This is a genomic window from Sphingomonas montana, from assembly GCF_001956315.1.
GTDB classification, from domain to species: Bacteria; Pseudomonadota; Alphaproteobacteria; order Sphingomonadales; family Sphingomonadaceae; genus Sphingomonas_R; species Sphingomonas_R montana.
The window spans coordinates 84,295-107,548 of sequence record NZ_MOLY01000045.1; the positions used below are offsets into that span (position 1 = coordinate 84,295).

Below are 23,254 nucleotides of genomic sequence, written 5' to 3' on the forward strand. Positions count from 1 at the left end.
AGCGGCAAGTCGCCGGCTTGTCACGTCCGCGTTGCATGCGGAGCGGATCGTCCCGCCGTCACGCCTGAGGCTGTGCCGCCGCATGCCCGTCGTCTCCCCGGTCCGGGACGATCCGGTCGAGCAGGGCGGCGGCGGTCCGCACGAACGGCAGCGCGATGACCGCACCGACCACGTTGAACAGCACATGGGCGTTCGCGATCCGCTGCCCCGTCTCTCCGGCCGACCATGTCCCGAACCGGGTCAGCCCGTCGATCAGCAGCACGCCGGCCAGGACCGACACGATGTTGAACAGCAGATGGAACACACCCGCCTTCACCGCCGCGCGCGACCGGCCGATCGTGGCGAGCAACGTATCGGCGCAGGTGCCGATCTCCGCCCCCAGCATGATCGCGATCCCGGCCGGCAGGGTGATGAGCCCCCCACCCGCCAGCGTGATGACGATGCCCATCATCGCGGACGAGGACTGGATCGCCAATGTCGCCAGCGCGCCGGCCAGGACGCCGAGCCAGGGGTTCTCGAACTGTTTCAGCGTAGCGAGGATCAGCGGACTGTCGCGCAACGGATCGGCCGCCGTGCCGATGATGTTGAGCCCGAACAGGACAAGCCCGAGCCCGAGCAGGACCCGACTATACCGGGCCGCACTCTCACCCTTGCCGACCATCTTCCACGACATGGCCGCCGCGATCAGGACCGGGGCGAACTTGTCGACGTCCCATGCGAAGAGCTGGCTGGAAAAGGTCGTGCCGATATTGCTGCCGAGGATCATCGGCAGGACCATGCCGAACGTCATCATCCCCGCGTCGACCATCGTGATGAGGAGGATGATGACGACCGACGACGAGTCGAGCGCGACGGTGGCGACCGTCCCGAACCCCAGCGCCGCGAACCGGTTCGCCGCGAAACGTTTGAGCGCGGACCGCACCCCTTCGCCGGCCATATCCTTGAGCGCGGTCGCCAGGATGTCCACACCGTACAGAAAGAGCGCCAGCCCGCCCAACGCCCCCATGGCGAGCGTCAGCCAGTCGATCGGGGGCGTGGCGGTCGCCGGTGCAGCGCCGGCCACGCTCGTGCCCCACGCCGCCGCGAATATCGCAATCACCGCACTCCTACCGATCCATGCCACACCCGCTACCCCCGCCGACGAGATGCAAGGCTGACAGCGGCTCGTGACAGATTAGCGATGGCGCCAGACGCAACCGGCACCGCGTCCACTAATAGAATGACGCCATATTCCGACAGAGATGCGACCGACCGGCGCAATGCCCTCGCCGAACCGGCGACTGCCGGGATCGGCGTCGGAAATACCGCTGCGGACATGATGCGCCGAAGGCGGACCAGTCCGTTTGGCTCTGAGACCGCAACGCCACCCCGCCGCCCGTTTGGTTCAAGCTTGTGGAGAACCGAAACTGGATATCGGCATCTTCCGTCCGAAAGAAGCAATTCAACCCGCCAAGGCCGCTCCGCCGTGATCTGCGCGCATAACAAGATGCGGAGAGTGCTGTCGCTTCGCCAACAATATCGCAGCCGAGACGCACCCTTACCGACTTCGCTTCTCACGCTCCGCAGTGCCGACGAGACAACAAAAAAAAGCCGCCCCACCCTTGCGGGTGAGACGGCTTTTACGGACCGATAAAAGCCGAAAGCCTCAGCCTTCGATCTTCACCATGTGCGCGACCTTGCGGATCATGCCGCGGACCGAAGGAGTGTCCTCCAGTTCGCTGGTCTTGTGCATCTTGTTGAGCCCCAGACCCACCAGCGTGGCACGCTGGCTGGGTTCGCGGCGGATCGGGGATCCGGTCTGGGTGACCTTGATGGTTGCCATGTCGATTACTCCGCGATCGCAGCCGCGTCGGCTTCGGCAACCTCGGCGGAAGCACCACCACGACCCAGCAGGTCGGCGATCTTCTTGCCGCGGCGCTGTGCCACCGACTTCGGACTGGTCTGTTCCGTCAACGCTTCGAACGTCGCGCGGATCATGTTGTAGGGGTTGTTCGTGCCGACCGACTTGGTCACCACGTCGGCCACGCCGAGGCTTTCGAAGATGGCGCGCATTGGGCCACCCGCAATGATGCCCGTACCGGCCGGTGCCGAACGCAGATAAACCATGCCCGCACCGAAATGACCGCGGCCATCATGGTGAAGCGTGCGACCTTCGCGTAGCGGAACGCGGATCATCGCCTTCTTGGCAGCGGCCGTCGCTTTGGTGATGGCTTCCGGCACTTCGCGTGCCTTGCCGTGGCCAAACCCGACCCGGCCCTTGCCGTCACCGACGACAACCAGCGCCGCAAAGCCGAAGCGCTTGCCGCCCTTGACCGTCTTCGACACGCGGTTGATGTGGACGAGCTTCTCGATCAGCTCTTCGCCACCATCGTCGCTGCCGCCACGCTGGCCGTCGCGCCGACCACGGTTGCCGTCACGACCACCGCGCTGGCCACCGGGGCCGCTACGGTTGCCGCCGGGGCCACCGCGACCGGCACCACCGCCGGGACCGCCACGACCGCCACCGGGACCGCCACGACCGGGGCCGCCCGGACCACGATTGTCGCCGCGAGGCTGCTCGGTCGGTGCCGGCGCGCTCTCGGGAGCCGCCTGGTTCTGGATTTCGTCAGCCATTTAGAACTCCAATCCGCCTTCGCGGGCCGCATCGGCGAGCGCCTTGACGCGCCCGTGGAACAGGAAGCCACCGCGATCGAACACGACGCGGGTCACGCCCGCCGCCGAAGCCCGTTCGGCCACGCGCTTGCCGACATTCGCCGCGGCTTCCGCCGTTGCGCCGGTCGTGCCGCGCACGTCCTTGTCGAGCGAGGACGCGGACGCGACGGTCCGACCCTGCGCATCGTCAATGATCTGGGCGTAGATGTGACGCCCCGAACGATGGATCGACAGCCGGGGACGGGCCCCACCCTTGGCACGAAGTGCCGTGCGGACGCGCTGGCGCCGCTTTGCAAAGAGAGACAGCTTGGCCATTACTTCTTCTTCCCTTCCTTGCGGAAGATGAACTCGCCGGCATATTTGATGCCCTTGCCCTTGTAGGGCTCCGGCTTGCGCCAGCGGCGAATCTCGGCCGCGACCTGCCCGACCTTCTGCTTGTCGTTGCCGGTGATGTTGATCGTCGTCTGGTCAGGCGTCGCGATCGTAATCCCCTCGGGGATCTCGTAGTTCACGTCGTGGCTGTAGCCGAGCTGAAGCTTCAGCGTCTTGCCCTGCAGGTTGGCACGGTAACCGACGCCGGTGATGAGCAGCTTCTTGGTGAAGCCGTCCGTCACGCCGGTGACCAGGTTCTGTACCATCGTGCGCTGCATGCCCCAGAAGGACCGCGCCCGCTTGGTCTCGTTGGCCGGCATGACCTGCACGCCGCCGTCCTCGACCGAGTAGGTAACCTCGTCCTGCATCGGCAGCGTGAGGGTCCCCTTGGGCCCCTTCACCGACAGCAGCTTGCCTTCGATCTTGGCTTCGACGCCCGCGGGCATCGGAACCGGCTTCTTACCGATGCGGCTCATCAGAACACCTCTGCGAGGACTTCGCCGCCGACATTCTGGTCGCGCGCTTCCGCGTCGGACAGAACACCCTTGGGCGTCGAAACGATGGTGATGCCCAGGCCGTTGCGGATCCGGGGAAGCTCCTGGCTCCCCGAATAGACGCGGCGGCCGGGCTTGGAGACACGTGCGACATGCTGGATCGCCGGCTGGCCCTCGAAATATTTCAACTCGATACGCAGACCATCATGGCCGGCGACCGGTTCGCTGGAATAACCGCGGATATAGCCTTCGCGCTGAAGGACATCGAGCACACGGGCACGCAGCTTGGATGCGGGGGAAACCACGCTATCTTTGCGCGCGCGCTGGCCGTTGCGGATGCGGGTGAGCAGGTCGCCCACGGGATCGGTCAAAGACATAAGGGGTCCTTACCAGCTCGACTTCGTGACACCCGGAATCATGCCCTTGTTGGCAAGATCACGCAGGGTGATACGAGAGAGACGGAACTTTCGATAATAAGCACGCGGGCGGCCGGTCATCTCGCAGCGATTGCGTACCCGGGTAGGGTTCGCGTTGCGCGGGATTTCGGCCATCCGCAGCCGTGCGATGAGCCGCTCGGACTCATCATTGCCTTCGTCGTTTGCGATCGCCTTCAGTGCGGCATACTTGCCGGCATACTGCTTCACGAGCTTCTTGCGACGCTCGTTCTTGTTGATCGAACTCAGTTTCGCCATGACTTAAGTTCTCTTTCCTACGGTCGGCACGCTTTTCAAGCGGCCTTCTTCTCTTCGGCCGGTGCTACCGGCTGCGGGAACGGGAAACCGAACAGGCGGAGCAGCTCGCGCGCTTCGTCATCGGTGTTGGCGGTGGTCGCGATGATCACGTCCATGCCGCGGACCTGGTCGACCTCGTCGTAGCTGATCTCCGGGAAGATCAGCTGTTCCTTCAGGCCGGTGGCATAGTTGCCACGGCCGTCGAACGACTTGTCGGACAGCCCGCGGAAATCGCGGACGCGTGGGAGCGCGATCGTGACGAACCGGTCGAGGAACTCGTACATCCGCTCACGGCGCAGGGTGACCTTGCAACCGATCGGCATGTGCTCGCGCAGCTTGAACTGGGCGATCGACTTCTTGGCCTTGGTCACGACAGCCTTCTGGCCGGCGATCTTGGTCATTTCGACCGCGGCCTTTTCGACCTTCTTCTTGTCCTGCGTGGCTTCGCCGACGCCCATGTTGAGCACGATCTTGCTCAGCCGGGGCACCTGCATCGGGTTGGTATAACCGAACTTCTCGGTCATCGCCTTGACGATGCGGGCTTCGTAGTCCGCCTTGAGGCGCGGCGTGTAACGCTCGCTATTGGCTTCAGCCACCGATCTTCTCCCCGGACTTCACGGCCACGCGGACCTTCTTGCCGTCGTGCATCTCGAACCGGACGCGCGTCGGCTTGCCCGTCTTGGGATCCTCCAGCGCAACCTTCGACACGTGCAACGGTGCCTCGAACCGATCGAGACCGCCCTCGGGCTGCCCCTGCGTCGGCTTCCGATGCCGCGTAGCGATATTCACGCCAGCGACGATCACCTTGGAATCCTTAGGCATCGCCTTGGTGATCTCACCATGCTTGCCCTTGTCCTTGCCGGACAGGATGACGACCTTGTCGCCTTTCTTGACCTTCATTCCGCTCATCACAACACCTCGGGGGCGAGCGAGATGATCTTCATGTGGTTCTTCGCACGCAACTCGCGGACCACCGGGCCGAAGATACGGGTGCCGATCGGCTCCTCGTTCTTGTTGACCAGGACCGCGGCGTTGCCGTCGAAGCGGATTGTGGAACCGTCGGGACGATGAATGTCCTTTGCAGTCCGCACGATCACCGCACGGTGAACGTCGCCCTTCTTAACCTTGCCGCGGGGTGCGGCTTCCTTGATCGATACGACGATGATGTCGCCGACCGTCGCGAAACGACGCTTCGAGCCACCCAGCACCTTGATGCACTGGACGCGCTTTGCGCCGCTATTATCCGCGACATCGAGATTGGACTGCATCTGGATCATGTGTCAGTCCTCCTTCAGGCGGCTGCGACGGGCGTCGCGTGGGTATCGACGCGGTCGAGCACCTTCCACGACTTGAGCTTGGAAATCGGCGCGCACTCTTCGATCCGGACCGTCTCGCCTTCGCGGAACGTGTTCGCCTCATCGTGCGCATGATATTTCTTCGAACGCCGCATGATCTTGCCGTACACAGGGTGCTTAACCTTGCGCTCGACCTTGACCACGATCGTCTTGTCGGTCTTGTCGGAGACCACCGTTCCGGTCAGCACGCGCTTCGGCATGGCTGGCGCTCCTTACTTGGCAGCCGAGCGGTTACGCTCGGTCTGCAGGGTCTTGATCTGCGCGATCGTCCGGCGGACCACACGTACCCGGCTGGGCTTTTCCAGCTGGTTGGTGGCGGCCTGGAAACGCAGGTTGAACTGCTCCCGCTTCAGGTCCGACAGCTGGCTCGAAAGCTGGTCGTCGGTTGCGGACTTCATGTCTTCGATCTTCGCCATATCACTCGGCCTCGTGGACGGACTCGCCCAGGCGGGCAACGACCTTGGTCTTGATGGGCAGCTTCTCCATCGCGCGCTCGAAAGCGACGCGGGCGATCGGGCCGGGCACGCCGTCCAGTTCGAACAGGATGCGGCCGGGCTTCACGCGGGCGGCCCAGAATTCGGGCGAACCCTTGCCGGAACCCATGCGGACTTCCGCCGGCTTCGACGAAACGGGCACGTCGGGGAAGATGCGGATCCACAAACGCCCCTGGCGCTTGATGTGACGCGTGATCGCGCGGCGGGCCGCTTCGATCTGGCGTGCGGTGATCCGGTCGGGCTCCATGGCCTTGAGACCGAAGGCACCGAAGTTGAGCGACGTACCGCCCTTGGCATCGCCATGGATGCGGCCCTTAAAGGCCTTGCGGAATTTCGTGCGCTTTGGTTGCAGCATGTCTTGTACCTTCTGACACCGTAACGACGGTCGATCAGGCCAACTGAATGAGGGGAGGCGCGGCCCTACGCGATTATCGCGCGGTGCGCCACCCCCTCATGTTCAGCGTGCCGGACGAACCCCCGACGTCTGTGCTTCCATCATGAGACGATCCTGCGCGAGCGGATCATGACCAAGGATTTCACCCTTGAAGATCCAGACCTTCACACCGCACACGCCATAGGCGGTGTGGGCTTCTGCCTCGGCATAATCGACGTTCGCGCGCAGCGTGTGCAGCGGCACCCGGCCCTCGCGATACCATTCGGTCCGCGCGATTTCCGCGCCGCCCAGACGGCCGGCGCAGGTGATCCGGATACCCTCGGCACCAAGCCGCAGCGCGGACTGCACCGCACGCTTCATGGCACGACGGAACGCGATGCGCCGCTCGAGCTGATCGGCGACGCCCTGCGCCACAAGCTTCGAGTCGATCTCGGGCTTGCGGATCTCGACGATGTTCAGCGACACGTCGCTGGTGGTCATCTTGCCGAGCGTCCGGCGCAGCTTTTCGATGTCCGCGCCCTTCTTGCCGATGATTACGCCGGGGCGTGCAGCATAGATGGAGATGCGCGCGAGCTTCGCGGGACGCTCGATCACGACCTTGGAGATCGCGGCCTGCGGCAGCGAGGTCATGATGTGCTTGCGAATCTTCAAATCCTCGAGCAGCAGACGACCATAGTCGGCGCCTTCGGCGTACCAGCGGCTGTCCCAGGTGCGGTTGATCTGCAACCGCATCCCGATGGGATTGGATTTCTGACCCATTATTCGGCCTCCTGCTCGCGGACGACGATCCGGACGCGCGAGAACGGCTTGATGATCTGGGTCGAACGACCGCGGGCGCGCGTGGCGAACCGCTTCATGACCAGACCCTTGCCGACCGATGCTTCCTTCACGACGAGAGCGTCAACGTCGAGATTGTGGTTGTTTTCCGCATTGGCGATCGCGGAGGCGAGGCACTTGCGTACGTCGACGGCCATCGCCTTGGTGGAGAACTGAAGAATGTTCAGCGCATCGCTGGCCTTGCGGTTGCGGATGAGCGCAGCCACCAGGTTCAGCTTCTGCGGCGAACCGCGGACGGACGTGGCGACCGCAAGGGCCTCCTTTTCGCCGACGCGGCGTGGGCTAACGGACTTCGACATCAGCGCTTGCCCTTCTTGTCCGCGGCATGGCCGGGGAAGTAGCGCGTGGGCGCGAACTCACCGAGCTTCATTCCGACCATGTCCTCGTTCACCGAGACGGGCACGAACTTGCGGCCGTTGTAGACGCTGAAGGTCAGCCCCACAAACTGCGGCAGGATCGTCGACCGACGCGACCACGTCTTGATGGCACCACGGGTGCCGCCGTCTGACGCCGCCTCGGCCTTCCGCAGAAGGTGGAGATCGACGAACGGACCTTTCCATACGGAGCGGGCCATGATTACCTCTTCTTCTTCGCGTGACGCGAACGGATGATCATCTTGTCCGTGGACTTGTTCGACCGGGTGCGTGCACCCTTGGTCGGCTTGCCCCACGGGGTGACCGGATGACGACCGCCCGAGGTCCGGCCTTCACCACCGCCATGCGGATGGTCGACCGGGTTCTTGGCGACGCCGCGGGTCAGCGGACGCTTGCCCAGCCAACGGTTACGGCCGGCCTTTGCAAGGTTAGTGTTGCCGTTGTCCGGGTTGGACACGGCACCGACGGTGGCCATGCAGTCCGACCGGATATAGCGCTGCTCGCCCGAATTCAGGCGAACCATTACCATGCCCTTGTCACGACCGACGACCTGCACATAGGTGCCGGCGGCGCGGGCGATCTGGCCACCCTTGCCGGGCTTCATCTCCACATTGTGGACGATGGTGCCGACCGGAGCCTGGCCGATTTCCATGGCGTTGCCCGGCTTCACGTCGGTGCGCTTGGCGGCGACGATGACGTCGCCCGGAGCCAGGCGCTGCGGCGCGATCACATAGGACTGTTCGCCGTCCTCGTAGTTGACGAGGGCGATGAACGCCGAACGGTTCGGATCATATTCCAGGCGCTCGACAGTCGCGGGCTGATCCCACTTCCGCCGCTTGAAATCGATGTGGCGATAGGACTGCTTGTGACCGCCCGCGATACCGCGTGCCGTCGCATGGCCCTGGTTGTTACGCCCACCCGACTTGCTCTTGCCTTCGGTCAGCGCCTTTACGGGCTTTCCCTTCCAGAGCGATGATTTGTCGACGAGGATCAGGCCACGGCGGGCCGGACTCGTCGGGTTATAATGCTTGAGTGCCATGCCGCCCTCAGATCCCGGTGGTGACGTCGATGGTCTGGCCGGCGGCCAGCGTCACGATCGCCTTCTTCATGTCGGAACGGGTATAGTCCTTACCCTTCCACTTCTTGGTCTTGCCCTTGACGACCATCGTGTTGACGCCCGTCACCGTCACCGAGAAGAGCGCTTCGATCGCGGCCTTGATCTCGGGCTTGGTGGCATCGGCCGCCACCTTGAACACGACCGCATTATGCTCGGAGAGCAGCGTCGTCTTCTCGGTGATGTGCGGCGCGAGCACCACGTCATAATGACGGTTCTCGACCGTCTTGGCGGCTTGCTTAGCCATTGAACCGCGCCTCCAGCTTTTCGACGGCCGCGCGGGTCAGGACCAGCGTGTCGTGCTTCAGAATGTCGTAAACATTGGCGCCCACGGCGGGCATCACGTTGATCGACCGCAGGTTGCCGCTCGCCAGAGCGAAGCTCTGCTCGACCATGTCCCCGTCGATCACGAGCGCCGTCCGGCCGAAACCGAGCTGCGACAACGATGCCGCCAGCGTCTTGGTCTTGGCGTTCTCAAGCGACAATGTGTCCATGACGATCAGCTTGCCGTCCTTCGCCTTCGACGAAAGCGCCATGCGGAGGCCGAGCGCCCGAACCTTCTTGTTCAGCGACGGGTTGAAGTCGCGGACCCGCGGGCCATGCGCCTTACCACCACCGACGAAGATCGGTGCGCGGCGATCACCGTGACGGGCGGTACCGCCGCCCTTCTGGCGACCGAACTTCTTGCCGGTCCGCGCGACATCGGACCGCTCGCGAGCGCCCCGTGCGGTGGCACGGCGCTTCTCGAGCTGCCACGTCACGACGCGGTGCAGGATGTCGGCGCGCGGATCGAGCCCGAAGACGTCGTCGGCGAGATCGATGTCCCCGCCATTACCGCCGAGCGATGAGATCTGAACCTTCATGATCAGCCCTCCTGGCCGTCGGTGGTGGTCGCAGGCGCTTCGGCCGGAGCCTCGGTCTGCTGGATGTTCGTCGCCACGGCCTTGGCCTTCACCGAACCTGGCAAGGGCGTGGCGGCATGGGCTGCGACCTTGACGGCGTCCTTGATGAGGAGCCAGCCGCCCTTCGAGCCGGGCACGGAGCCCTTCACAAAGATGAGACCACGCTCGACGTCGGTCTGGACGACCTCGAGATTCTGCTGGGTCCGACGCTTGTCGCCCATGTGACCAGCCATCTTCTTGTTCTTGAAGACCTTGCCCGGATCCTGGCGCTGACCGGTCGAACCGAGCGAGCGGTGGGAGACGGACACGCCGTGCGTCGCGCGCAGACCACCGAAGTTCCAGCGCTTCATACCGCCGGCAAAACCCTTGCCCTGCGTACGGCCGGCAATGTCGACCAGCTGGCCTACTGCGAAATGGTCGGCGGAGATCTCCGCGCCCACGTCCAGGAGGCTGTCCGCGTCGACGCGGAATTCCGCGACATACGCCTTGGGTTCGACTTCAGCCTTGCCGTAATGGCCACGCTGCGGCTTCGCCACATTCTTCGCCTTCGCGGTGCCCGCGCCCATCTGGACTGCGGTGTAGCCGTCGCGGTCGGCTTCGCGGTGCGAGATGACCTGCGCGCCTTCCAGGCTTAGCACGGTCACGGGCACATGCCGGCCGTCGTCCTGGAACAGGCGGGTCATGCCCATCTTCTTCGCGATCACGCCACTGCGCATGATCTTGTCCTTCCCTTCAGAGGCTCCCCGTTCGGAGGAGCGTGATTACGAAAAAAGCCCCGCGCTGATGCACGGAGCCCACCCTGGTCGTACCGATTATGCCCCCGTCCGGGCTGCTGTCTGCTCCGCCGGCGAACCGGTATCACAGAAGACGGGGACTCGGTCACCGGCAAGCCGGTCGGTATCCCTGCTCTTCCAACACGATCGACGAATCGATCATGAAAAAGCGACAGCGGGGTGAATCACCCCGCTGCGATGCGCATGCCTTAGGCGAGTTTGATCTCGACATCAACACCTGCGGCAAGGTCGAGCTTCATAAGTGCGTCGACGGTCTGCGGCGTCGGCTGCACGATGTCGAGCAGGCGCTTGTAGGTGCGGACCTCGAACTGCTCGCGCGACTTCTTGTCGACGTGCGGGCCACGGTTGACCGTGAACTTGTCGATGTGCGTCGGAAGCGGGATCGGACCCCGGATGAGTGCGCCGGTGCGACGGGCGGTGTCGGCGATTTCGCCGGTCGCCTGATCGAGCACGCGGTGATCGAACGCCTTGAGGCGAATGCGGATATTGGTGTCCATGTCCCTACCGATGCGAAAGAGCCTGCCCACGTGCCACGTTCCTGCCGGAACGGACGGGGCTTCCATTAAACGCGAACCGGCCGACTCCCCTATGCGGGGGAGCCGGCCGGCTCGTTGAGGCAGTCTATATTACTTCGTGATCGAAGCGACAACCCCTGCACCGACAGTGCGGCCGCCTTCGCGGATCGAGAAGCGCAGGCCCTCTTCCATGGCGATCGGTGCGATCAGCTTGACGCTGAGCTGCACGTTGTCGCCCGGCATCACCATTTCGGTGCCCTCGGGGAGCACGACTTCACCGGTGACGTCCGTGGTGCGGAAGTAGAACTGCGGGCGGTAGTTGGCGAAGAACGGCGTGTGACGGCCACCCTCTTCCTTCGACAGCACATAGACTTCCGACGTGAACTCGGTGTGCGGCTTGATCGAACCGGGCTTGCAGAGCACCTGGCCGCGCTCGACCTCTTCACGACCCACGCCGCGAACCAGCGCGCCGATGTTGTCGCCGGCCTGACCGGAGTCGAGCAGCTTGCGGAACATCTCGACGCCCGTGACCGTGGTCTTGCGGGTGTCCTTGATGCCGACGATCTCGACTTCCTCGCCGACCTTGACGATGCCGGTCTCGACGCGGCCGGTGACGACCGTGCCGCGACCCGAGATCGAGAAAACGTCCTCGATCGGCATCAGGAACGGACGGTCCAGCGGACGCTCCGGCTGCGGAATGAACGTGTCGACAGCTTCCATCAGCTTGAGGACGGCCGAGCGGCCGATCTCTTCGTTGGTGCCGTTCAGCGCGCAGACGGCCGAACCCGGAATGACCGGAATGTTGTCGCCGTCGAAGTCGTAGGACGACAGCAGCTCGCGGATTTCCAGCTCGACCAGCTCGAGGATCTCGGCGTCATCGACGAGGTCGACCTTGTTCATGAACACAACGAGCTGCGGCACGCCGACCTGGCGTGCGAGCAGGATGTGCTCGCGGGTCTGCGGCATCGGGCCGTCGGTTGCGGACACGACGAGAATGCCGCCGTCCATCTGCGCCGCGCCGGTGATCATGTTCTTCACATAATCGGCGTGGCCCGGGCAATCGACGTGCGCGTAGTGACGCGCCTGCGTCTCATACTCGACGTGGGCAGTCGAGATGGTGATGCCGCGCTCGCGCTCTTCCGGCGCCTTGTCGATGTTGTCGTAGCTGGTGAAGGTGGCGCCGCCGGTTTCGGCCAGAACCTTGGTGATCGCTGCGGTCAGCGAGGTCTTACCGTGGTCGACGTGACCGATGGTGCCGATGTTGCAGTGCGGCTTGGTCCGCTCGAACTTAGCTTTCGCCATGATGTCCTACCTTCTTACGTTTGATGTCGGGCGCTTGCCCTTGGCTCATTTCCGGGGCGCGCCCACCCGCCGTGGACGCGCCCTTAGCGATGTTTTCCGGCTTAGGCCAGCTTCGCCTTCAGCTCTTCGGCGACGTTCGACGGAACCTCGTCATAATGCGAGAACTGCATGCTGTACTGTGCCCGGCCCTGCGTGAACGAACGAAGCTGGTTCACATAGCCGAACATGTTGGCGAGCGGCACCATCGCCTCGACCACCTGGGCATTGCCCCGGCTGTCGGTGCCCTGGATCTGCCCGCGACGGCTGTTCAGATCGCCGATGACGTCGCCCAGATAATCCTCCGGGCTGACCACCTCGACCTTCATGATCGGCTCGAGCAGCTTGATCCCCGCCTTCTGCGCCGCTTCGCGCATGCCGGCCCGGCCCGTGATTTCGAACGCCAGCGCGCTGGAGTCGACGTCATGGTAGGCACCGTCATACAGCGTCGCGGTGAAATCGATGATCGGGAAGCCGATCAGCGATCCGGTTGCCGCGATCTCGCGGATACCCTTCTCGACCGAAGGGATATATTCCTTCGGGACGTTGCCGCCCTTCACTTCGTCCTTGAAGATCACACCCTGGCCGCGCTCGCCCGGCTCCACCGTGAACTTGATGCGGCCGAACTGGCCGGAGCCGCCCGACTGCTTCTTGTGGGTGTAGTCGACGTCGACCTTCTTCGCGAGCGACTCGCGATACGCCACCTGCGGCGCACCGATGTTCGCCTCGACCTTGAACTCGCGCTTCATGCGATCGACCAGAATCTCGAGATGGAGCTCGCCCATCCCCTTGATGATGGTCTGGCCACTCTCGTTGTCCGAAGACACGCGGAACGACGGATCCTCGCGCGCCAGGCGATTGAGCGCGACGCCCATCTTCTCCTGGTCGGCCTTGGTCTTCGGCTCCACCGACAGCTCGATCACGGGCTCGGGGAATTCCATCCGTTCCAGGATGATCGGCGCGTTCATCGAACACAGCGTCTCGCCCGTCGTGGTATCCTTGAGACCCGCCAGTGCGACGATGTCGCCGGCATAGGCCACCTGGATGTCCTCGCGGTCGTTGGCATGCATCAGCAGCATGCGACCGACCTTTTCCTTCTTGTCCTTGACCGAGTTCATGACGACGGTCGCGGTGTCCAACTTGCCCGAATAGATGCGGGCGAAAGTCAGCGTACCCACGAACGGATCGTTCATGATCTTGAAGGCCAATGCCGCGAACGGTGCGTCGTCGGCCGGCGGACGCGTCTCGACCGTGACGCCGTCAAGCTTGAGACCTTCGACCGGAGGAATGTCGAGCGGGCTCGGCAGATAGTCCACGACACCATCGAGCAGGGGCTGCACGCCCTTGTTCTTGAACGCGGAGCCGCACAGGACCGGCACGAACGAGAAGTTCAGTGTGCCCTTGCGGATCAGCGCCTTCAGCTGCGCGGTGGTCGGCTCGGTGCCTTCCAGATACGCTTCCATCAGGTCGTCGTCCTGCTCGACGGCCATCTCGATCAGTTCGGACCGGGCGGTCGCGGCGGCATCGGCCAGATCGGCCGGGATGTCCTGATATTCGAACTTCGCGCCCAGCGATTCCTCGAGCCAGATGATCGCACGGTTTTCGACCAGATCGACGAGCCCCTTGAAGCCGCCCTCAATGCCGATCGGCAAGTACAGGACGGCCGGACGCGCGCCGAGGCGGTCCTTGATCATGTCGACGCAGCGCTCGAAACTGGCGCCGGTGCGGTCCAGCTTGTTGATGAAGCACATGCGCGGGACCTTGTACTTCTCGGCCTGGCGCCAGACGGTCTCGGACTGCGGCTCCACACCGGCGACGCCGTCGAAGCAGGCGACCGCGCCATCGAGCACGCGAAGCGAACGCTCGACTTCGATCGTGAAGTCGACGTGCCCGGGGGTATCGATGATGTTGATGCGGTGGTCGTTCCAGAAACAGGTCGTGGCAGCAGACGTGATCGTGATCCCGCGCTCCTGCTCCTGTTCCATCCAATCCATCGTCGCGGTGCCTTCGTGCACTTCGCCGATCTTGTAGGACTTGCCGGTGTAATAAAGAATGCGCTCGGTCGTCGTCGTCTTGCCGGCATCGATGTGGGCCATGATGCCGATGTTACGATACTTGTCGAGCGGATGGCTGCGGGCCATGATGGTATCTCCGATGTCGGGGTTCGGAGCCCGAGGCCCCGCGCACAGACGATATAAGTAGGAACCGTGACGCTTTCGAGTCCCGGCCCGCCGCGGACGGCGGACCGGACATCGTGGATCAGGGCAGCATCGCCGCGAACGGCCGCGCCCCCTGCCCCGTCGCCGTTACCAGCGGTAGTGCGAGAAGGCGCGGTTCGCTTCCGCCATGCGGTGCGTGTCTTCGCGCTTCTTCACCGCGTTGCCGCGGTTGTTGGCGGCATCCATCAGTTCGCCGGACAGGCGACCCGACATGGTGTTCTCGCTGCGCGCGCGGGCGGCAGTGATGAGCCAGCGGATGGCCAGCGCCTGCGAACGGGCCGGCGGCACTTCGACGGGCACCTGATAGGTGGCACCACCGACGCGGCGCGAGCGGACTTCGATGCCCGGCGCGATGTTGACCAGCGCGTCGTGGAACACGGCCAGCGGCTCGCGCTTGGCGCGGGTCTCGACCGTTTCGAGTGCCGAATAGACGATGCCTTCGGCAGTGGACTTCTTGCCGTCATACATGACGGAATTCATGAATTTGGAAAGGATCACGTCACCGAACTTGGGATCGGGGAGGATGATGCGCTTCTCTGGACGACGACGACGTGCCATCAATTTTTCCTTTTAACTTCAGCCTGGGAGATCGAACATGCGCCCCGACGATGTGCGCCGGGGCGTAAGGCGATCGGCTTACTTCGGACGCTTGGCGCCGTACTTGGAACGGGACTGCTTGCGGTTCTTCACACCCTGTGTGTCGAGCACGCCGCGCAGCACATGGTAGCGCACGCCGGGAAGATCGCGCACACGCCCGCCGCGGATCAGCACGACGCTGTGCTCCTGCAGGTTGTGGCCTTCGCCCGGGATGTAGCTGATGACTTCGCGGCTGTTCGTCAGGCGAACCTTGGCGACCTTGCGCAGTGCCGAGTTCGGCTTCTTCGGCGTCGTCGTGTAGACGCGCGTGCAGACGCCGCGCTTCTGCGGGTTCTTTTCCATCGCCGGGACCTTCGACTTCTCCTTCTGGAGAACGCGTCCGTGGCGCACTAGCTGGTTGATCGTTGGCATGAAGCCCTTCACCTTTTAAAGTTACTTTACCGTGCCTGTTCGTGCGGGAATGCACGAAGGCCCCGGCGGTCATAACGACCGTTCCGAAGCCCTACACACATCGGCAATGTTCAAGCTGATCTGATGAAACCGAACGCGGGTAAGCGCTCGACCCGGTTCGGATCGCCGGGCGCTATACCGCGGGAGGCCGGAAGGGTCAACGGCCGGGAACCTTTCGGCTCCGCGCTTTCCCCGGTCAGGACGAGACCGGCTTGATATAGATCGCGGCCAGCACCGGCCAGTCGCGGCGCAGGTCCGTCTCCGCCTCCGCGATCAGCGCCTCGACCCGTCCGACCGGCACCGTGTCGACGAAATCGACGTCCATCCCGAGGAACACGATCTCCGGTGCCAGATGCACCGTCGTCACCTTCACCACGCGCACGACTTCGGAACGACCGTCCACCGACGCGCGCACGGCGGCAACCAGCGCGGGGTCGGCCCGCTCGCCGATCAGCAGGTCCTTCGATTCGCGCGCCAGCACCACCGCGACCACGCCCAGCACGACACCGATCAGGATCGATGCGACGCCGTCCCACCGCGCGTCGCCGGTCGCATGGCTGATCGCGACGCCCAGCCCCGCGAGCAGTAGGCCGAGGATCGCCGCGCTGTCCTCGAACAGCACGATGAAGGTCGTGGGGTCCTTCGATCGCCGGACCGCCTGCCACCAGCTCAGATCGCCCTGCGCCGCCGCGAACTCGCGCCGCGCCACGAACCAGCTGCTTCCCTCCAGCGCGAGCGACACGGCCAGCACGACATAGTTGATCGTCGGGTCGTTCATCGCCTCCGGTTCGGACAGATGCGCCACGCCTTCGTAGACCGAGAACCCCGCGCCCACCGCGAAGATCAGGATCGCGACCACGAACGACCAGAAATACAGTTCGCGCCCATAGCCCAGCGGATGCAGGTCGTCCGCCGGCCGTTCGGACCGCTTCCGGCCGTGGAGCAGGAGCAGCTGGTTCGCCGAATCCACGACCGAATGGAACCCTTCGGTCAGCATCGCCGACGATCCGGTGATCCCTGCCGCCACGAACTTGGCGACCGCGATGCCCATGTTCGCCGCAAGTGCCGCGTACAGCACCAGCGTGCCGCCGCCCTTCCGGTCCTGCGCTGCGCTCATTCCGTCGATCGTCCTTCCATGGTCGCATGTTCACCCGGCGCGGTCGGACCGCGAACGCGCCAGCGCGGTGGACGTACGCATGTGCCACCCTATCTGGGATGGCATGCGAGCCGCTCTCCTCACCCTGCTCATCGGATCGGCGTGCCTCGGCGGCTGTTCCGATCTGGTCCGCGACAAGATCTATCTCGCCCCCGATACCCCCGTAACCATCGGCAACTTCACAAGGTCCGCGCCGCAGGAACTGCGCGTCGCACTGCCCGGCACCGGCGCGTTGCAGGGCTTCTACTGGCCGGGCGAGCGGACCGATCGCGATATCATCCTGTTCTTTCACGGCCGGCGCGCCAGCCAGGGCGTCGGGGCGAAATATGCCGAATATTTCGCGGGCAAAGGCGACTCGGTTCTGGTCGCCTCCTACCCCGGCTTCGCCGGAAACCCGGGCCGGCCGAGCGAGGCATCGATGCTTGCCGCCGCCCATGCCTTCGCGGTGGAGGCGCGCCGGCTGAAGGGACCGGATGCCCGCCTGTGGATGGTGGGGCACTCGCTGGGCGCGGCGGTGGCGATCGAGGCGGCCGGGTCGGAGCATGCGGCGGGCATTGTCGCGATCTCGCCCTTCACCCGGCTGTCGGCGGCGGCCCCCTGGGCGACCCGCGCGTTCGTGGTCGATCCGTGGGATAATCTCGCCACCGTCCGCCGATCGCGGATCCCGCTATTGCTGATTCACGGGCTCGATGACCGGATTGTCCCGCCCGAACAATCGCGCACGCTGCTCGATGCTGCTGCCGGCCCCACGGTCCTCGTCACCATGGCGGACCGCGCGCACAAGCCGCAGATGCACGAACTCGGCCCTTTCATCACGGAAGGGATCGCCGCAATGGGTTCGGGTGCCTTCGCCGGGTGGCCGCAGACCGCACCGGCCGGATGGACGATCGCGCGCGCCCTCCCCTGACGGCGCGAACCCGATCATTTCAGCGGGTCGTGGCCCCAGTTCATCAGCGAATAGCGCCAGTCGCTATGTTCCACATCGTCCTTCGGCTTCTGCGCAGCGTGCCGCGCGACGTAGCCGACGACCTTCTTCATATGGGCGTAGTCGGCGTCGCTCAGTTCGGCCTTCTTCGTCCGCTTGATCGCCACGATCCGCCGGCCGGCGGCGTGGCCGACCGATTCACCTTTCCCGTCGCCGTCTTCGCCCTTCCATCCGACGCGCTTGCTGTCGTCGGTTTCGAGGAACTTCTCGATCTCGGCGGGCGGCATGTTCACCGCGGCGTTGAAATCGCGGTAGATCTCGTCCTGGTCGTCCTGCATCGTCGCTCTCCTACAGGACGCGAACGCGCGGGGCCGGGGCGCGATCCGCGAACAGGACCGTGCAGACGAGCATCCAGCCCGCCCCCACGCACCAGCCGGCGATCACGTCGCTGGGCCAGTGCACGCCCAGCACGACCCGCGACACGCCGACCGCCAGTACCAGTGCGATCACCATCGGCCAGACGACGCCGGGCCGCCCACCCTGCCGCACCAGCACCCAGCCAAGCGCCAGGAACACCGCCGCCGCATTCGAGGAATGCCCGCTCGGAAAGCTGAGCGACGTCTCGACCGCCAGATGGTTCAGCATGTCGGGCCGCGCGCGTCCGACGATCAGCTTCAACCCGGCATTGCCGAACAGGATGCCGATCGTCGTCACGGCCAGCATGGCGGCGCCCCGCCCGTCGCGCCGCCACGCCAGCGCCGCCGTCACCGCCGCCGCGACCGGCAGGCGCACCGCTGCGGATCCCAGCACCGTCGCCAGCAACAGCACCGGCACCGGCCACCCCGCCGCCCGCGCCGGCACCGCCAGCCCCAGCAGAACCGCGACGTCGAACCCGCGCAGCGCGCCCGCCTCCACCGCAAAACCGATCGCTGCGGCGCTGACCCACAAGGCCAGCGCGAAAATCAGAGGACGGTATCCACGATTCATCAAGCGCCCTCGCAGCACGGACCTGTCGCTGACTTCAACGCCGTCATCCCAGCGGACGCTAGGATCCATTATCACTACGGTCGAGGCTGTCTGCTGACGGAGTGAGAATGGATCCTGACGTCCGTCAGGATGACGACGGGCGGAGCTGTGACCAAATCCTAGAAATGGATCGCCCGGCCGTACGCGCCCAGCACGCTCTCGTGCATCATCTCGCTCAGCGTCGGATGCGCGAACACGGTCTGCATCAGTTCCGTCTCGGTCGTCTCGAGCTGGCGCGCCACCACATAACCCTGGATCAGCTCGGTCACTTCCGCGCCGATCATGTGCGCGCCGAGCAGCTCGCCGGTCTTCGCGTCGAACACTGTCTTCACGAACCCCTCGGCCTCGCCCAGGGCGATCGCCTTGCCGTTGCCGATGAACGGGAATTTGCCGACCCGCACCTCATGGCCCAGCTCCTTCGCCTTCGCCTCGGTAAAGCCCACCGACGCGACCTGCGGCCGGCTGTAGGTGCAGCCCGGGATGTTCGCCTTGTCCATCGGATGGACGCCGGCATAGCCCGCCATCTTCTCGGCGGCGATCACGCCCTCGTGGCTCGCCTTGTGCGCCAGCCACGGCGCGCCGGTCACGTCGCCGATCGCCCAAATGCCCTCGACATTGGTGCGACCATACGGATCGGTTTCGATGTTGCCGCCCTTCGCTGTGGTGACGCCCAACGCCTCCAGCCCGATATTCTCCGTGTTCGGGACGATGCCGATGGCGACGATGACATGGCTGTAGTCACGCACCTCGTCCGTGCCGTTCACCTTGACGGTCGCCTTCACGCCGTCGGCCGACGTCTCGATCTTCGACACGCCCGAGTTCGTGAGGATCGTCATCTTCTGCTTGGTCAACGCCTTCAGCATGAAGTCGGACACGTCGGCATCCTCGACCGGCAGGATCCGGTCGAGCATCTCCACGATCGTCACGTCGACGCCCATGTCGCTGTAGAAGCTGGCGAACTCGATCCCGATCGCGCCCGACCCGATGACCAGCAGCTTGGTCGGCATCACGGTCGGCGTCATGGCGTGGCGGTACGTCCAGATCCGTTCCCCGTCCGCCTTGGCGAACGGCAGGTCGCGGGCGCGCGCACCGGTGGCGATGATGATGTCCTTGGCCACCAGCTCGACCGTCTCGTCGCGGCGATCGACGCACAGCTTGCCGGGGGCGGTGATCGTGCCGACGCCTTCGACGACCGTGATCTTGTTCTTCTTCATCAAGCCCTTGACGCCTGCGTTCAGCTGCCCCGCCACCCTGCGGCTGCGATCGACCACCTTGGCCAGGTCGAATGCGACATTGTCCGCCGACAGGCCGTAGGACCCGGCATTCTGCATATAATGGTAGATTTCCGACGTGCGGAGCAGCGCCTTGGTCGGGATGCAGCCCCAGTTCAGGCAGATACCGCCCAGCCGCTCGCGTTCGACGATCGCGACCTTCAGCCCGAGCTGCGCGGCCCGGATCGCGGCGACATAGCCACCGGGGCCGGAACCCAGCACGATAAGGTCATATTGGTCGGCCACATGCTGCTCCTGAAGAAACGTCGTCGTCTGCATTCCATCTAGCGCCGCTTGTCCCGCTTTGGAAGGTTGCGCCGGGCGGCGCACGGGGATAGCGCAGATCGCATGAAAGCGGCCCGTTATCTGCTCGCCCCCTGGTGGGTGGTCCAGCTGTTCACCGGCGCGAAGTCGTTCGGCGACAATCCGCTGATCGGATCGCAGGCGCTGAACGCGCGCGGCCTGCATGTTCTGCGCGTCCGCGCGGCCGCCGCAATGGCGGCACGGCGGCGGCGCAGGCTTGCGCACCTCTTGTCGGCGGAAGACCGCGCCGCGTTCGACCGCGACGGCTATGTCCTGAAACGCGATTTCCTGCCGCCGGCGCTGTTCGCCCAGTTGCGCGACCAGGCGCTGGCCTTCGCCGGCCCCGCGCGCGAAATGGTGCAGGGCGATACTATCACCCGCCGGATCGCGCTCGATCCGGAGGCGCTGGGCGCGATCCCGGCGGCGCGCACGCTGTTGGCGGACCCGGCCTGGCGCGGGCTGCTGCGCTATGTCGGCAGCACGGACGCCGAACCGGTCACCTACATCCAGACGATCCTGAGCCAGGTGAACGACGCCGAACCCGATCCGCAGACCAACCTGCACGCCGATACCTTCCACGCCACGGTGAAGGCCTGGCTGTTCCTGACCGACGTGGCGGAGGATGAAGGGCCGTTCGCCTATGTCCCCGGCTCCCACCGCGACACACCCGAACGGCTGGCGTGGGAACAGGCGATGAGCCTCGGCGTCACGTCCGGCCCCGACCGTCTCTCGTCGCGCGGCTCGTTCCGGATCCGCGCCGACGAGCTGCCGGCACTCGGCCTGCCGCCGGTCCGGCTGTTCGGCGTGCCCGCCAACACGCTCGTCGTGGCCGACACGCACGGCTTCCACGCCCGCGGCCCGTCGATCCGCCCCGCGATCCGCGTCGAGATCTGGGCCTATGGCCGCCGCAACCCGTATTTGCCCTGGACCGGCCTCGATCTGCTCGGCGTGGCCGGCGTGGCCGAACGCCGCGTCCCCCTGATGTGGGCCGCGCGCGACCGCCTGCGCCGCCTCATCGGCCAGCCCTGGCGCGACGTCGGGCGAAAGCGGGCGGGGGATCCGGCAAGGTGAGGCGGGCACGCGGCCTGACGGTGCGTTGCGGCTTCGGCGGACCAACCCAGCGTGAGAGCGACGTGACTTGAAAGCGTACCGCGGCTAACGCACTGCGCAGCAACGGCTGATGACAGCCGAGGTCCCGAGAAAGCCTGTTCGTATGTTCCCGCCGTTGCCCGTGCTGCGCGCCCCTCCCTTTCCGGGCATTAAGCCGCGCGTCGCGACGGTCAGCATACAGCGCCGCGATCGAAGCCCGGGCGTTATCACGGAGGCGCGGGACGATACCGATACGCTGATCGCGGCAATCCGCACAGCACGTGTCGGCGGCACATTCTGGGCACCCGCGCCGCCAGTGCTTTCGGGTCCGATGATCGTCCTTTGCCCGCAGTCCGCAGCCGACACCTGGGTCATGGTCGACGACGCAGTACGCGATGGGGCCGCCGGATCTATACTGGCGCTGCTGCCGGACGCGGCGTGGGCCCGGCGTGTCCGACGGTCGTTGCGCGACCGGGGAATGTCCGCAACGATCGGCGATGTAGATCCGTGGCCCGTGTTGCAAGCCGACACGCTGATGATGGCGCACGGCGATGACGAACGCGTACTACTAGCGCAGATTGCGGGGGTGCGTGTTACCGTCCGGTCGCCGGGCCGGTTCGCACCGCCGTCGCCGCGTCGTGCACCGACGGTCATCGACCGCGTGTTCGCCGAACTGGTCGCTGCGACCGTATATCGGAATCCGATCACCGGTGAACCGGCCGGCGTGTCCGAGACCGTGGCCCTGCTGTCGGACTGGCGCCGGCTGCTCGACGCCAATCGCGGCATTGCGGTCGCGACCGGCATGGCCGTCTGGAAACGACGGGAGATCGAACGTTTCCTATGGGTCGGACGCGATCGGCCGCTGCGCTTCGTCGGCTCCGCGCGGACGGCGGTGCGCGAGGCGCGTCGCGGCGGTGGTGCCATCGCCACCTGGCCATCGCGAAGTCCCCCCGGGCTGATCGAGGCCGCCGATGCGGCGGGCGTACCGGTCAGGTTGGTGGAGGACGGTTTCATCCGTTCCGTCGGGCTTGGCGCCGCTTGTGTGCCCCCCCTCTCGATCGCCGTCGACTCGCGCGGCATCCATTATGATCCCTCTCGGCCGAGCGACCTCGAACATCTGTTGGCAAACACGGTCTTTGACGGAGTGTTATGCGCCCGGGCAGACCGGCTGATCCGGACGATCGTCGATAACGGGATCGGCAAATACGGGGCCGGTCGTGATGAACTCGAAACCGAACCGCGACCCGACGATCGCCGCCGCATATTGGTGACCGGCCAGGTCGAAGATGATCTTTCGGTCCAGCTCGGCGGGGCGGGCGTAGCATCGAACCTGGCGCTGCTCGCCGCCGTCCGTGCTTACGCAGGCGACGCGGAGATCTGGTATCGGCCCCATCCTGACGTCGATGCAGGCTTGCGCCGCGGCGCGATCGTCGACGACGTGGCGCGGGGTTACGCCGACCGCGTTGTCCGGGGCGGCACCATGGCCACGCTGTTCGACCAGGTCGACTCCGTGCACGTCCTGACCTCGCTGGCCGGGTTCGAAGCGCTGCTGCGCGGACTGCCGGTCGTCGTTCACGGCCAACCATTTTACGCCGGTTGGGGTTTGACGCACGATCTTGCGCCACCAGTCGTGCGCCGCGGACGACGACTGACCGTTACGGAACTGGCAGCCGGGGTCCTTATCCTCTATCCGCGGTATTTGGATCCGACCAGCGGATTGCCGTGCCGGCCCGAATGGATGACCGAACGTCTTGCTCACTTGGACGCCGGGAGTCAGTCTGTGTTAACACGGTTGCGCGGTATTCAGGGATGGATGCGGCGCATGACGCGAAAAGGGGTAAAGGCTTGAAAC

At 65.1% G+C, this 23,254-nt stretch carries 32 protein-coding genes; 3 read left to right on the forward strand and 29 right to left on the reverse strand.

Annotated features, from left to right (window positions below):
- Positions 1–58: 58 nt before the first annotated feature.
- The 26 genes from BKY59_RS13870 to BKY59_RS13995 all read right to left on the reverse strand — a co-directional run bounded on the left by BKY59_RS13870 (position 59) and on the right by BKY59_RS13995 (position 16,749).
- Entirely contained in the window at positions 59–1,099 is a 1,041-nt protein-coding gene (locus tag BKY59_RS13870; protein WP_083672156.1) for a Na/Pi cotransporter family protein, read from the reverse strand.
- A 546-nt stretch (positions 1,100–1,645) separates the two neighbouring features.
- Positions 1,646–1,822, reverse strand: coding sequence for a 50S ribosomal protein L30 (gene rpmD, locus BKY59_RS13875; RefSeq protein ID WP_076072645.1), 177 nt, complete (start codon positions 1,820–1,822; stop codon positions 1,646–1,648).
- Positions 1,823–1,827: 5 nt separating this feature from the next.
- Positions 1,828–2,613 (reverse strand): 30S ribosomal protein S5, encoded by a 786-nt coding sequence (gene rpsE / locus BKY59_RS13880; protein ID WP_076072646.1) that lies wholly within the window; start codon positions 2,611–2,613, stop codon positions 1,828–1,830.
- Positions 2,614–2,967 (reverse strand): 50S ribosomal protein L18, encoded by a 354-nt coding sequence (gene rplR, locus BKY59_RS13885; protein WP_076072647.1) that lies wholly within the window; start codon positions 2,965–2,967, stop codon positions 2,614–2,616.
- Positions 2,967–3,500 (reverse strand): 50S ribosomal protein L6, encoded by a 534-nt coding sequence (gene rplF / locus BKY59_RS13890; RefSeq protein ID WP_076072648.1) that lies wholly within the window; start codon positions 3,498–3,500, stop codon positions 2,967–2,969. Before rplF ends, rplR begins: the two co-directional genes overlap by 1 nt.
- A complete protein-coding gene (rpsH, locus tag BKY59_RS13895) occupies positions 3,500–3,895 on the reverse strand; it encodes a 30S ribosomal protein S8 (RefSeq protein ID WP_076072649.1) in 396 nt (131 codons plus the stop codon). Before rpsH ends, rplF begins: the two co-directional genes overlap by 1 nt.
- Before the next feature lie 9 nt (positions 3,896–3,904).
- The gene (gene rpsN / locus BKY59_RS13900) at positions 3,905–4,210 is read right to left on the reverse strand and encodes a 30S ribosomal protein S14 (RefSeq protein WP_076072650.1); all 306 of its coding nucleotides are present in this window, start codon (positions 4,208–4,210) and stop codon (positions 3,905–3,907) included.
- A 35-nt stretch (positions 4,211–4,245) separates the two neighbouring features.
- Positions 4,246–4,845, reverse strand: coding sequence for a 50S ribosomal protein L5 (gene rplE / locus BKY59_RS13905; RefSeq protein ID WP_076072651.1), 600 nt, complete (start codon positions 4,843–4,845; stop codon positions 4,246–4,248).
- Positions 4,838–5,158, reverse strand: coding sequence for a 50S ribosomal protein L24 (gene rplX, locus BKY59_RS13910; RefSeq protein WP_076072652.1), 321 nt, complete (start codon positions 5,156–5,158; stop codon positions 4,838–4,840). Before rplX ends, rplE begins: the two co-directional genes overlap by 8 nt.
- Positions 5,158–5,526, reverse strand: coding sequence for a 50S ribosomal protein L14 (gene rplN, locus BKY59_RS13915; RefSeq protein ID WP_076072653.1), 369 nt, complete (start codon positions 5,524–5,526; stop codon positions 5,158–5,160). Before rplN ends, rplX begins: the two co-directional genes overlap by 1 nt.
- A 14-nt stretch (positions 5,527–5,540) precedes the next feature.
- Complete coding sequence (gene rpsQ / locus BKY59_RS13920; protein WP_076072654.1) at positions 5,541–5,804, reverse strand: 30S ribosomal protein S17; 264 nt, start codon at positions 5,802–5,804, stop codon at positions 5,541–5,543.
- Positions 5,805–5,816: 12 nt separating this feature from the next.
- Complete coding sequence (gene rpmC, locus BKY59_RS13925) at positions 5,817–6,020, reverse strand: 50S ribosomal protein L29 (RefSeq protein WP_076072656.1); 204 nt, start codon at positions 6,018–6,020, stop codon at positions 5,817–5,819.
- Position 6,021: 1 nt separating this feature from the next.
- Complete coding sequence (gene rplP, locus BKY59_RS13930) at positions 6,022–6,453, reverse strand: 50S ribosomal protein L16 (protein WP_076072657.1); 432 nt, start codon at positions 6,451–6,453, stop codon at positions 6,022–6,024.
- A gap of 102 nt (positions 6,454–6,555) precedes the next feature.
- Positions 6,556–7,251 carry a 30S ribosomal protein S3 gene (gene rpsC / locus BKY59_RS13935; protein WP_076072659.1) on the reverse strand — a complete coding sequence of 232 codons (696 nt, stop codon included), beginning with the start codon at positions 7,249–7,251 and terminating at the stop codon, positions 6,556–6,558.
- On the reverse strand, positions 7,251–7,628 hold the full coding sequence (rplV, locus tag BKY59_RS13940) for a 50S ribosomal protein L22 (protein ID WP_076072661.1): 378 nt from the start codon (positions 7,626–7,628) through the stop codon (positions 7,251–7,253). The genes rpsC and rplV overlap by 1 nt, the downstream gene beginning before the upstream one ends.
- Positions 7,628–7,903, reverse strand: a complete 276-nt coding sequence (gene rpsS, locus BKY59_RS13945) for a 30S ribosomal protein S19 (RefSeq protein ID WP_076072662.1) — start codon at positions 7,901–7,903, stop codon at positions 7,628–7,630. The genes rplV and rpsS overlap by 1 nt, the downstream gene beginning before the upstream one ends.
- Positions 7,904–7,905: 2 nt before the next feature.
- Positions 7,906–8,742, reverse strand: a complete 837-nt coding sequence (rplB, locus tag BKY59_RS13950; protein WP_076072664.1) for a 50S ribosomal protein L2 — start codon at positions 8,740–8,742, stop codon at positions 7,906–7,908.
- A gap of 7 nt (positions 8,743–8,749) precedes the next feature.
- Complete coding sequence (locus BKY59_RS13955) at positions 8,750–9,064, reverse strand: 50S ribosomal protein L23 (RefSeq protein ID WP_076072665.1); 315 nt, start codon at positions 9,062–9,064, stop codon at positions 8,750–8,752.
- Positions 9,057–9,680: a 50S ribosomal protein L4 gene (gene rplD, locus BKY59_RS13960; RefSeq protein ID WP_076072667.1), complete on the reverse strand. Its 624-nt coding sequence runs from the start codon at positions 9,678–9,680 to the stop codon at positions 9,057–9,059. The genes BKY59_RS13955 and rplD overlap by 8 nt, the downstream gene beginning before the upstream one ends.
- Before the next feature lie 2 nt (positions 9,681–9,682).
- Entirely contained in the window at positions 9,683–10,435 is a 753-nt protein-coding gene (gene rplC, locus BKY59_RS13965) for a 50S ribosomal protein L3 (RefSeq protein ID WP_076072668.1), read from the reverse strand.
- A 266-nt stretch (positions 10,436–10,701) separates the two neighbouring features.
- Positions 10,702–11,010: a 30S ribosomal protein S10 gene (gene rpsJ, locus BKY59_RS13970; RefSeq protein ID WP_076072670.1), complete on the reverse strand. Its 309-nt coding sequence runs from the start codon at positions 11,008–11,010 to the stop codon at positions 10,702–10,704.
- A 129-nt stretch (positions 11,011–11,139) separates the two neighbouring features.
- The gene (gene tuf / locus BKY59_RS13975; protein WP_076072672.1) at positions 11,140–12,330 is read right to left on the reverse strand and encodes an elongation factor Tu; all 1,191 of its coding nucleotides are present in this window, start codon (positions 12,328–12,330) and stop codon (positions 11,140–11,142) included.
- Between the two features lie 101 nt (positions 12,331–12,431).
- On the reverse strand, positions 12,432–14,507 hold the full coding sequence (gene fusA, locus BKY59_RS13980) for an elongation factor G (protein WP_076072673.1): 2,076 nt from the start codon (positions 14,505–14,507) through the stop codon (positions 12,432–12,434).
- A gap of 165 nt (positions 14,508–14,672) precedes the next feature.
- On the reverse strand, positions 14,673–15,143 hold the full coding sequence (gene rpsG / locus BKY59_RS13985; RefSeq protein WP_076072675.1) for a 30S ribosomal protein S7: 471 nt from the start codon (positions 15,141–15,143) through the stop codon (positions 14,673–14,675).
- 78 nt (positions 15,144–15,221) lie between these two features.
- Positions 15,222–15,593 (reverse strand): 30S ribosomal protein S12, encoded by a 372-nt coding sequence (gene rpsL / locus BKY59_RS13990; protein ID WP_076072968.1) that lies wholly within the window; start codon positions 15,591–15,593, stop codon positions 15,222–15,224.
- Between the two features lie 235 nt (positions 15,594–15,828).
- Positions 15,829–16,749 carry a cation diffusion facilitator family transporter gene (locus tag BKY59_RS13995; protein WP_076072676.1) on the reverse strand — a complete coding sequence of 307 codons (921 nt, stop codon included), beginning with the start codon at positions 16,747–16,749 and terminating at the stop codon, positions 15,829–15,831.
- A gap of 103 nt (positions 16,750–16,852) precedes the next feature.
- On the opposite strand from BKY59_RS13995, the gene BKY59_RS14000 reads away from it, so the two are divergent.
- Positions 16,853–17,695, forward strand: coding sequence for an alpha/beta hydrolase (locus BKY59_RS14000; protein ID WP_076072969.1), 843 nt, complete (start codon positions 16,853–16,855; stop codon positions 17,693–17,695).
- Between the two features lie 14 nt (positions 17,696–17,709).
- On the opposite strand, the gene BKY59_RS14005 is transcribed toward BKY59_RS14000, so the two are convergent.
- From BKY59_RS14005 to lpdA, 3 genes are all read right to left on the reverse strand, one after another.
- Positions 17,710–18,051, reverse strand: a complete 342-nt coding sequence (locus BKY59_RS14005; RefSeq protein WP_076072678.1) for a DUF3140 domain-containing protein — start codon at positions 18,049–18,051, stop codon at positions 17,710–17,712.
- A 10-nt stretch (positions 18,052–18,061) separates the two neighbouring features.
- A complete protein-coding gene (locus BKY59_RS14010; protein WP_165374862.1) occupies positions 18,062–18,700 on the reverse strand; it encodes a phosphatase PAP2 family protein in 639 nt (212 codons plus the stop codon).
- A gap of 158 nt (positions 18,701–18,858) precedes the next feature.
- Positions 18,859–20,256 (reverse strand): dihydrolipoyl dehydrogenase, encoded by a 1,398-nt coding sequence (gene lpdA, locus BKY59_RS14015; RefSeq protein ID WP_076072971.1) that lies wholly within the window; start codon positions 20,254–20,256, stop codon positions 18,859–18,861.
- A 102-nt stretch (positions 20,257–20,358) separates the two neighbouring features.
- On the opposite strand from lpdA, the gene BKY59_RS14020 reads away from it, so the two are divergent.
- Positions 20,359–21,384, forward strand: coding sequence for a phytanoyl-CoA dioxygenase family protein (locus BKY59_RS14020; protein WP_076072679.1), 1,026 nt, complete (start codon positions 20,359–20,361; stop codon positions 21,382–21,384).
- Between the two features lie 679 nt (positions 21,385–22,063).
- Positions 22,064–23,251, forward strand: a complete 1,188-nt coding sequence (locus tag BKY59_RS14025; protein WP_240500116.1) for a capsular polysaccharide export protein, LipB/KpsS family — start codon at positions 22,064–22,066, stop codon at positions 23,249–23,251.
- The last annotated feature ends 3 nt before the right edge of the window (positions 23,252–23,254 follow it).

Bases quoted from the DNA above. Each gene is read 5' to 3' on its own strand.
- BKY59_RS14010 (WP_165374862.1), bottom strand. From the start codon at position 18,700: ATGAATCGTGGATACCGTCCTCTGATTTTCGCGCTGGCCTTGTGGGTC.
- rpsG (WP_076072675.1), bottom strand. From the start codon at position 15,143: ATGGCACGTCGTCGTCGTCCAGAGAAGCGCATCATCCTCCCCGATCCC.
- rpsC (WP_076072659.1), bottom strand. From the start codon at position 7,251: ATGGGTCAGAAATCCAATCCCATCGGGATGCGGTTGCAGATCAACCGC.
- fusA (WP_076072673.1), bottom strand. From the start codon at position 14,507: ATGGCCCGCAGCCATCCGCTCGACAAGTATCGTAACATCGGCATCATG.
- tuf (WP_076072672.1), bottom strand. From the start codon at position 12,330: ATGGCGAAAGCTAAGTTCGAGCGGACCAAGCCGCACTGCAACATCGGC.
- BKY59_RS14000 (WP_076072969.1), top strand. From the start codon at position 16,853: ATGCGAGCCGCTCTCCTCACCCTGCTCATCGGATCGGCGTGCCTCGGC.
- rpsL (WP_076072968.1), bottom strand. From the start codon at position 15,593: ATGCCAACGATCAACCAGCTAGTGCGCCACGGACGCGTTCTCCAGAAG.
- rpsS (WP_076072662.1), bottom strand. From the start codon at position 7,903: ATGGCCCGCTCCGTATGGAAAGGTCCGTTCGTCGATCTCCACCTTCTG.
- rplN (WP_076072653.1), bottom strand. From the start codon at position 5,526: ATGATCCAGATGCAGTCCAATCTCGATGTCGCGGATAATAGCGGCGCA.
- rpsJ (WP_076072670.1), bottom strand. From the start codon at position 11,010: ATGGACACCAATATCCGCATTCGCCTCAAGGCGTTCGATCACCGCGTG.
- rpmC (WP_076072656.1), bottom strand. From the start codon at position 6,020: ATGGCGAAGATCGAAGACATGAAGTCCGCAACCGACGACCAGCTTTCG.
- BKY59_RS14005 (WP_076072678.1), bottom strand. From the start codon at position 18,051: ATGCAGGACGACCAGGACGAGATCTACCGCGATTTCAACGCCGCGGTG.
- rpsN (WP_076072650.1), bottom strand. From the start codon at position 4,210: ATGGCGAAACTGAGTTCGATCAACAAGAACGAGCGTCGCAAGAAGCTC.
- BKY59_RS14020 (WP_076072679.1), top strand. From the start codon at position 20,359: ATGAAAGCGGCCCGTTATCTGCTCGCCCCCTGGTGGGTGGTCCAGCTG.
- rplR (WP_076072647.1), bottom strand. From the start codon at position 2,967: ATGGCCAAGCTGTCTCTCTTTGCAAAGCGGCGCCAGCGCGTCCGCACG.
- rpsE (WP_076072646.1), bottom strand. From the start codon at position 2,613: ATGGCTGACGAAATCCAGAACCAGGCGGCTCCCGAGAGCGCGCCGGCA.
- rplD (WP_076072667.1), bottom strand. From the start codon at position 9,680: ATGAAGGTTCAGATCTCATCGCTCGGCGGTAATGGCGGGGACATCGAT.
- rplP (WP_076072657.1), bottom strand. From the start codon at position 6,453: ATGCTGCAACCAAAGCGCACGAAATTCCGCAAGGCCTTTAAGGGCCGC.
- rplF (WP_076072648.1), bottom strand. From the start codon at position 3,500: ATGAGCCGCATCGGTAAGAAGCCGGTTCCGATGCCCGCGGGCGTCGAA.
- BKY59_RS13955 (WP_076072665.1), bottom strand. From the start codon at position 9,064: ATGGCTAAGCAAGCCGCCAAGACGGTCGAGAACCGTCATTATGACGTG.
- rpsQ (WP_076072654.1), bottom strand. From the start codon at position 5,804: ATGCCGAAGCGCGTGCTGACCGGAACGGTGGTCTCCGACAAGACCGAC.
- rplV (WP_076072661.1), bottom strand. From the start codon at position 7,628: ATGTCGAAGTCCGTTAGCCCACGCCGCGTCGGCGAAAAGGAGGCCCTT.
- rplC (WP_076072668.1), bottom strand. From the start codon at position 10,435: ATGCGCAGTGGCGTGATCGCGAAGAAGATGGGCATGACCCGCCTGTTC.
- rpmD (WP_076072645.1), bottom strand. From the start codon at position 1,822: ATGGCAACCATCAAGGTCACCCAGACCGGATCCCCGATCCGCCGCGAA.
- rplB (WP_076072664.1), bottom strand. From the start codon at position 8,742: ATGGCACTCAAGCATTATAACCCGACGAGTCCGGCCCGCCGTGGCCTG.
- rplX (WP_076072652.1), bottom strand. From the start codon at position 5,158: ATGAGCGGAATGAAGGTCAAGAAAGGCGACAAGGTCGTCATCCTGTCC.
- rpsH (WP_076072649.1), bottom strand. From the start codon at position 3,895: ATGTCTTTGACCGATCCCGTGGGCGACCTGCTCACCCGCATCCGCAAC.
- BKY59_RS13995 (WP_076072676.1), bottom strand. From the start codon at position 16,749: ATGAGCGCAGCGCAGGACCGGAAGGGCGGCGGCACGCTGGTGCTGTAC.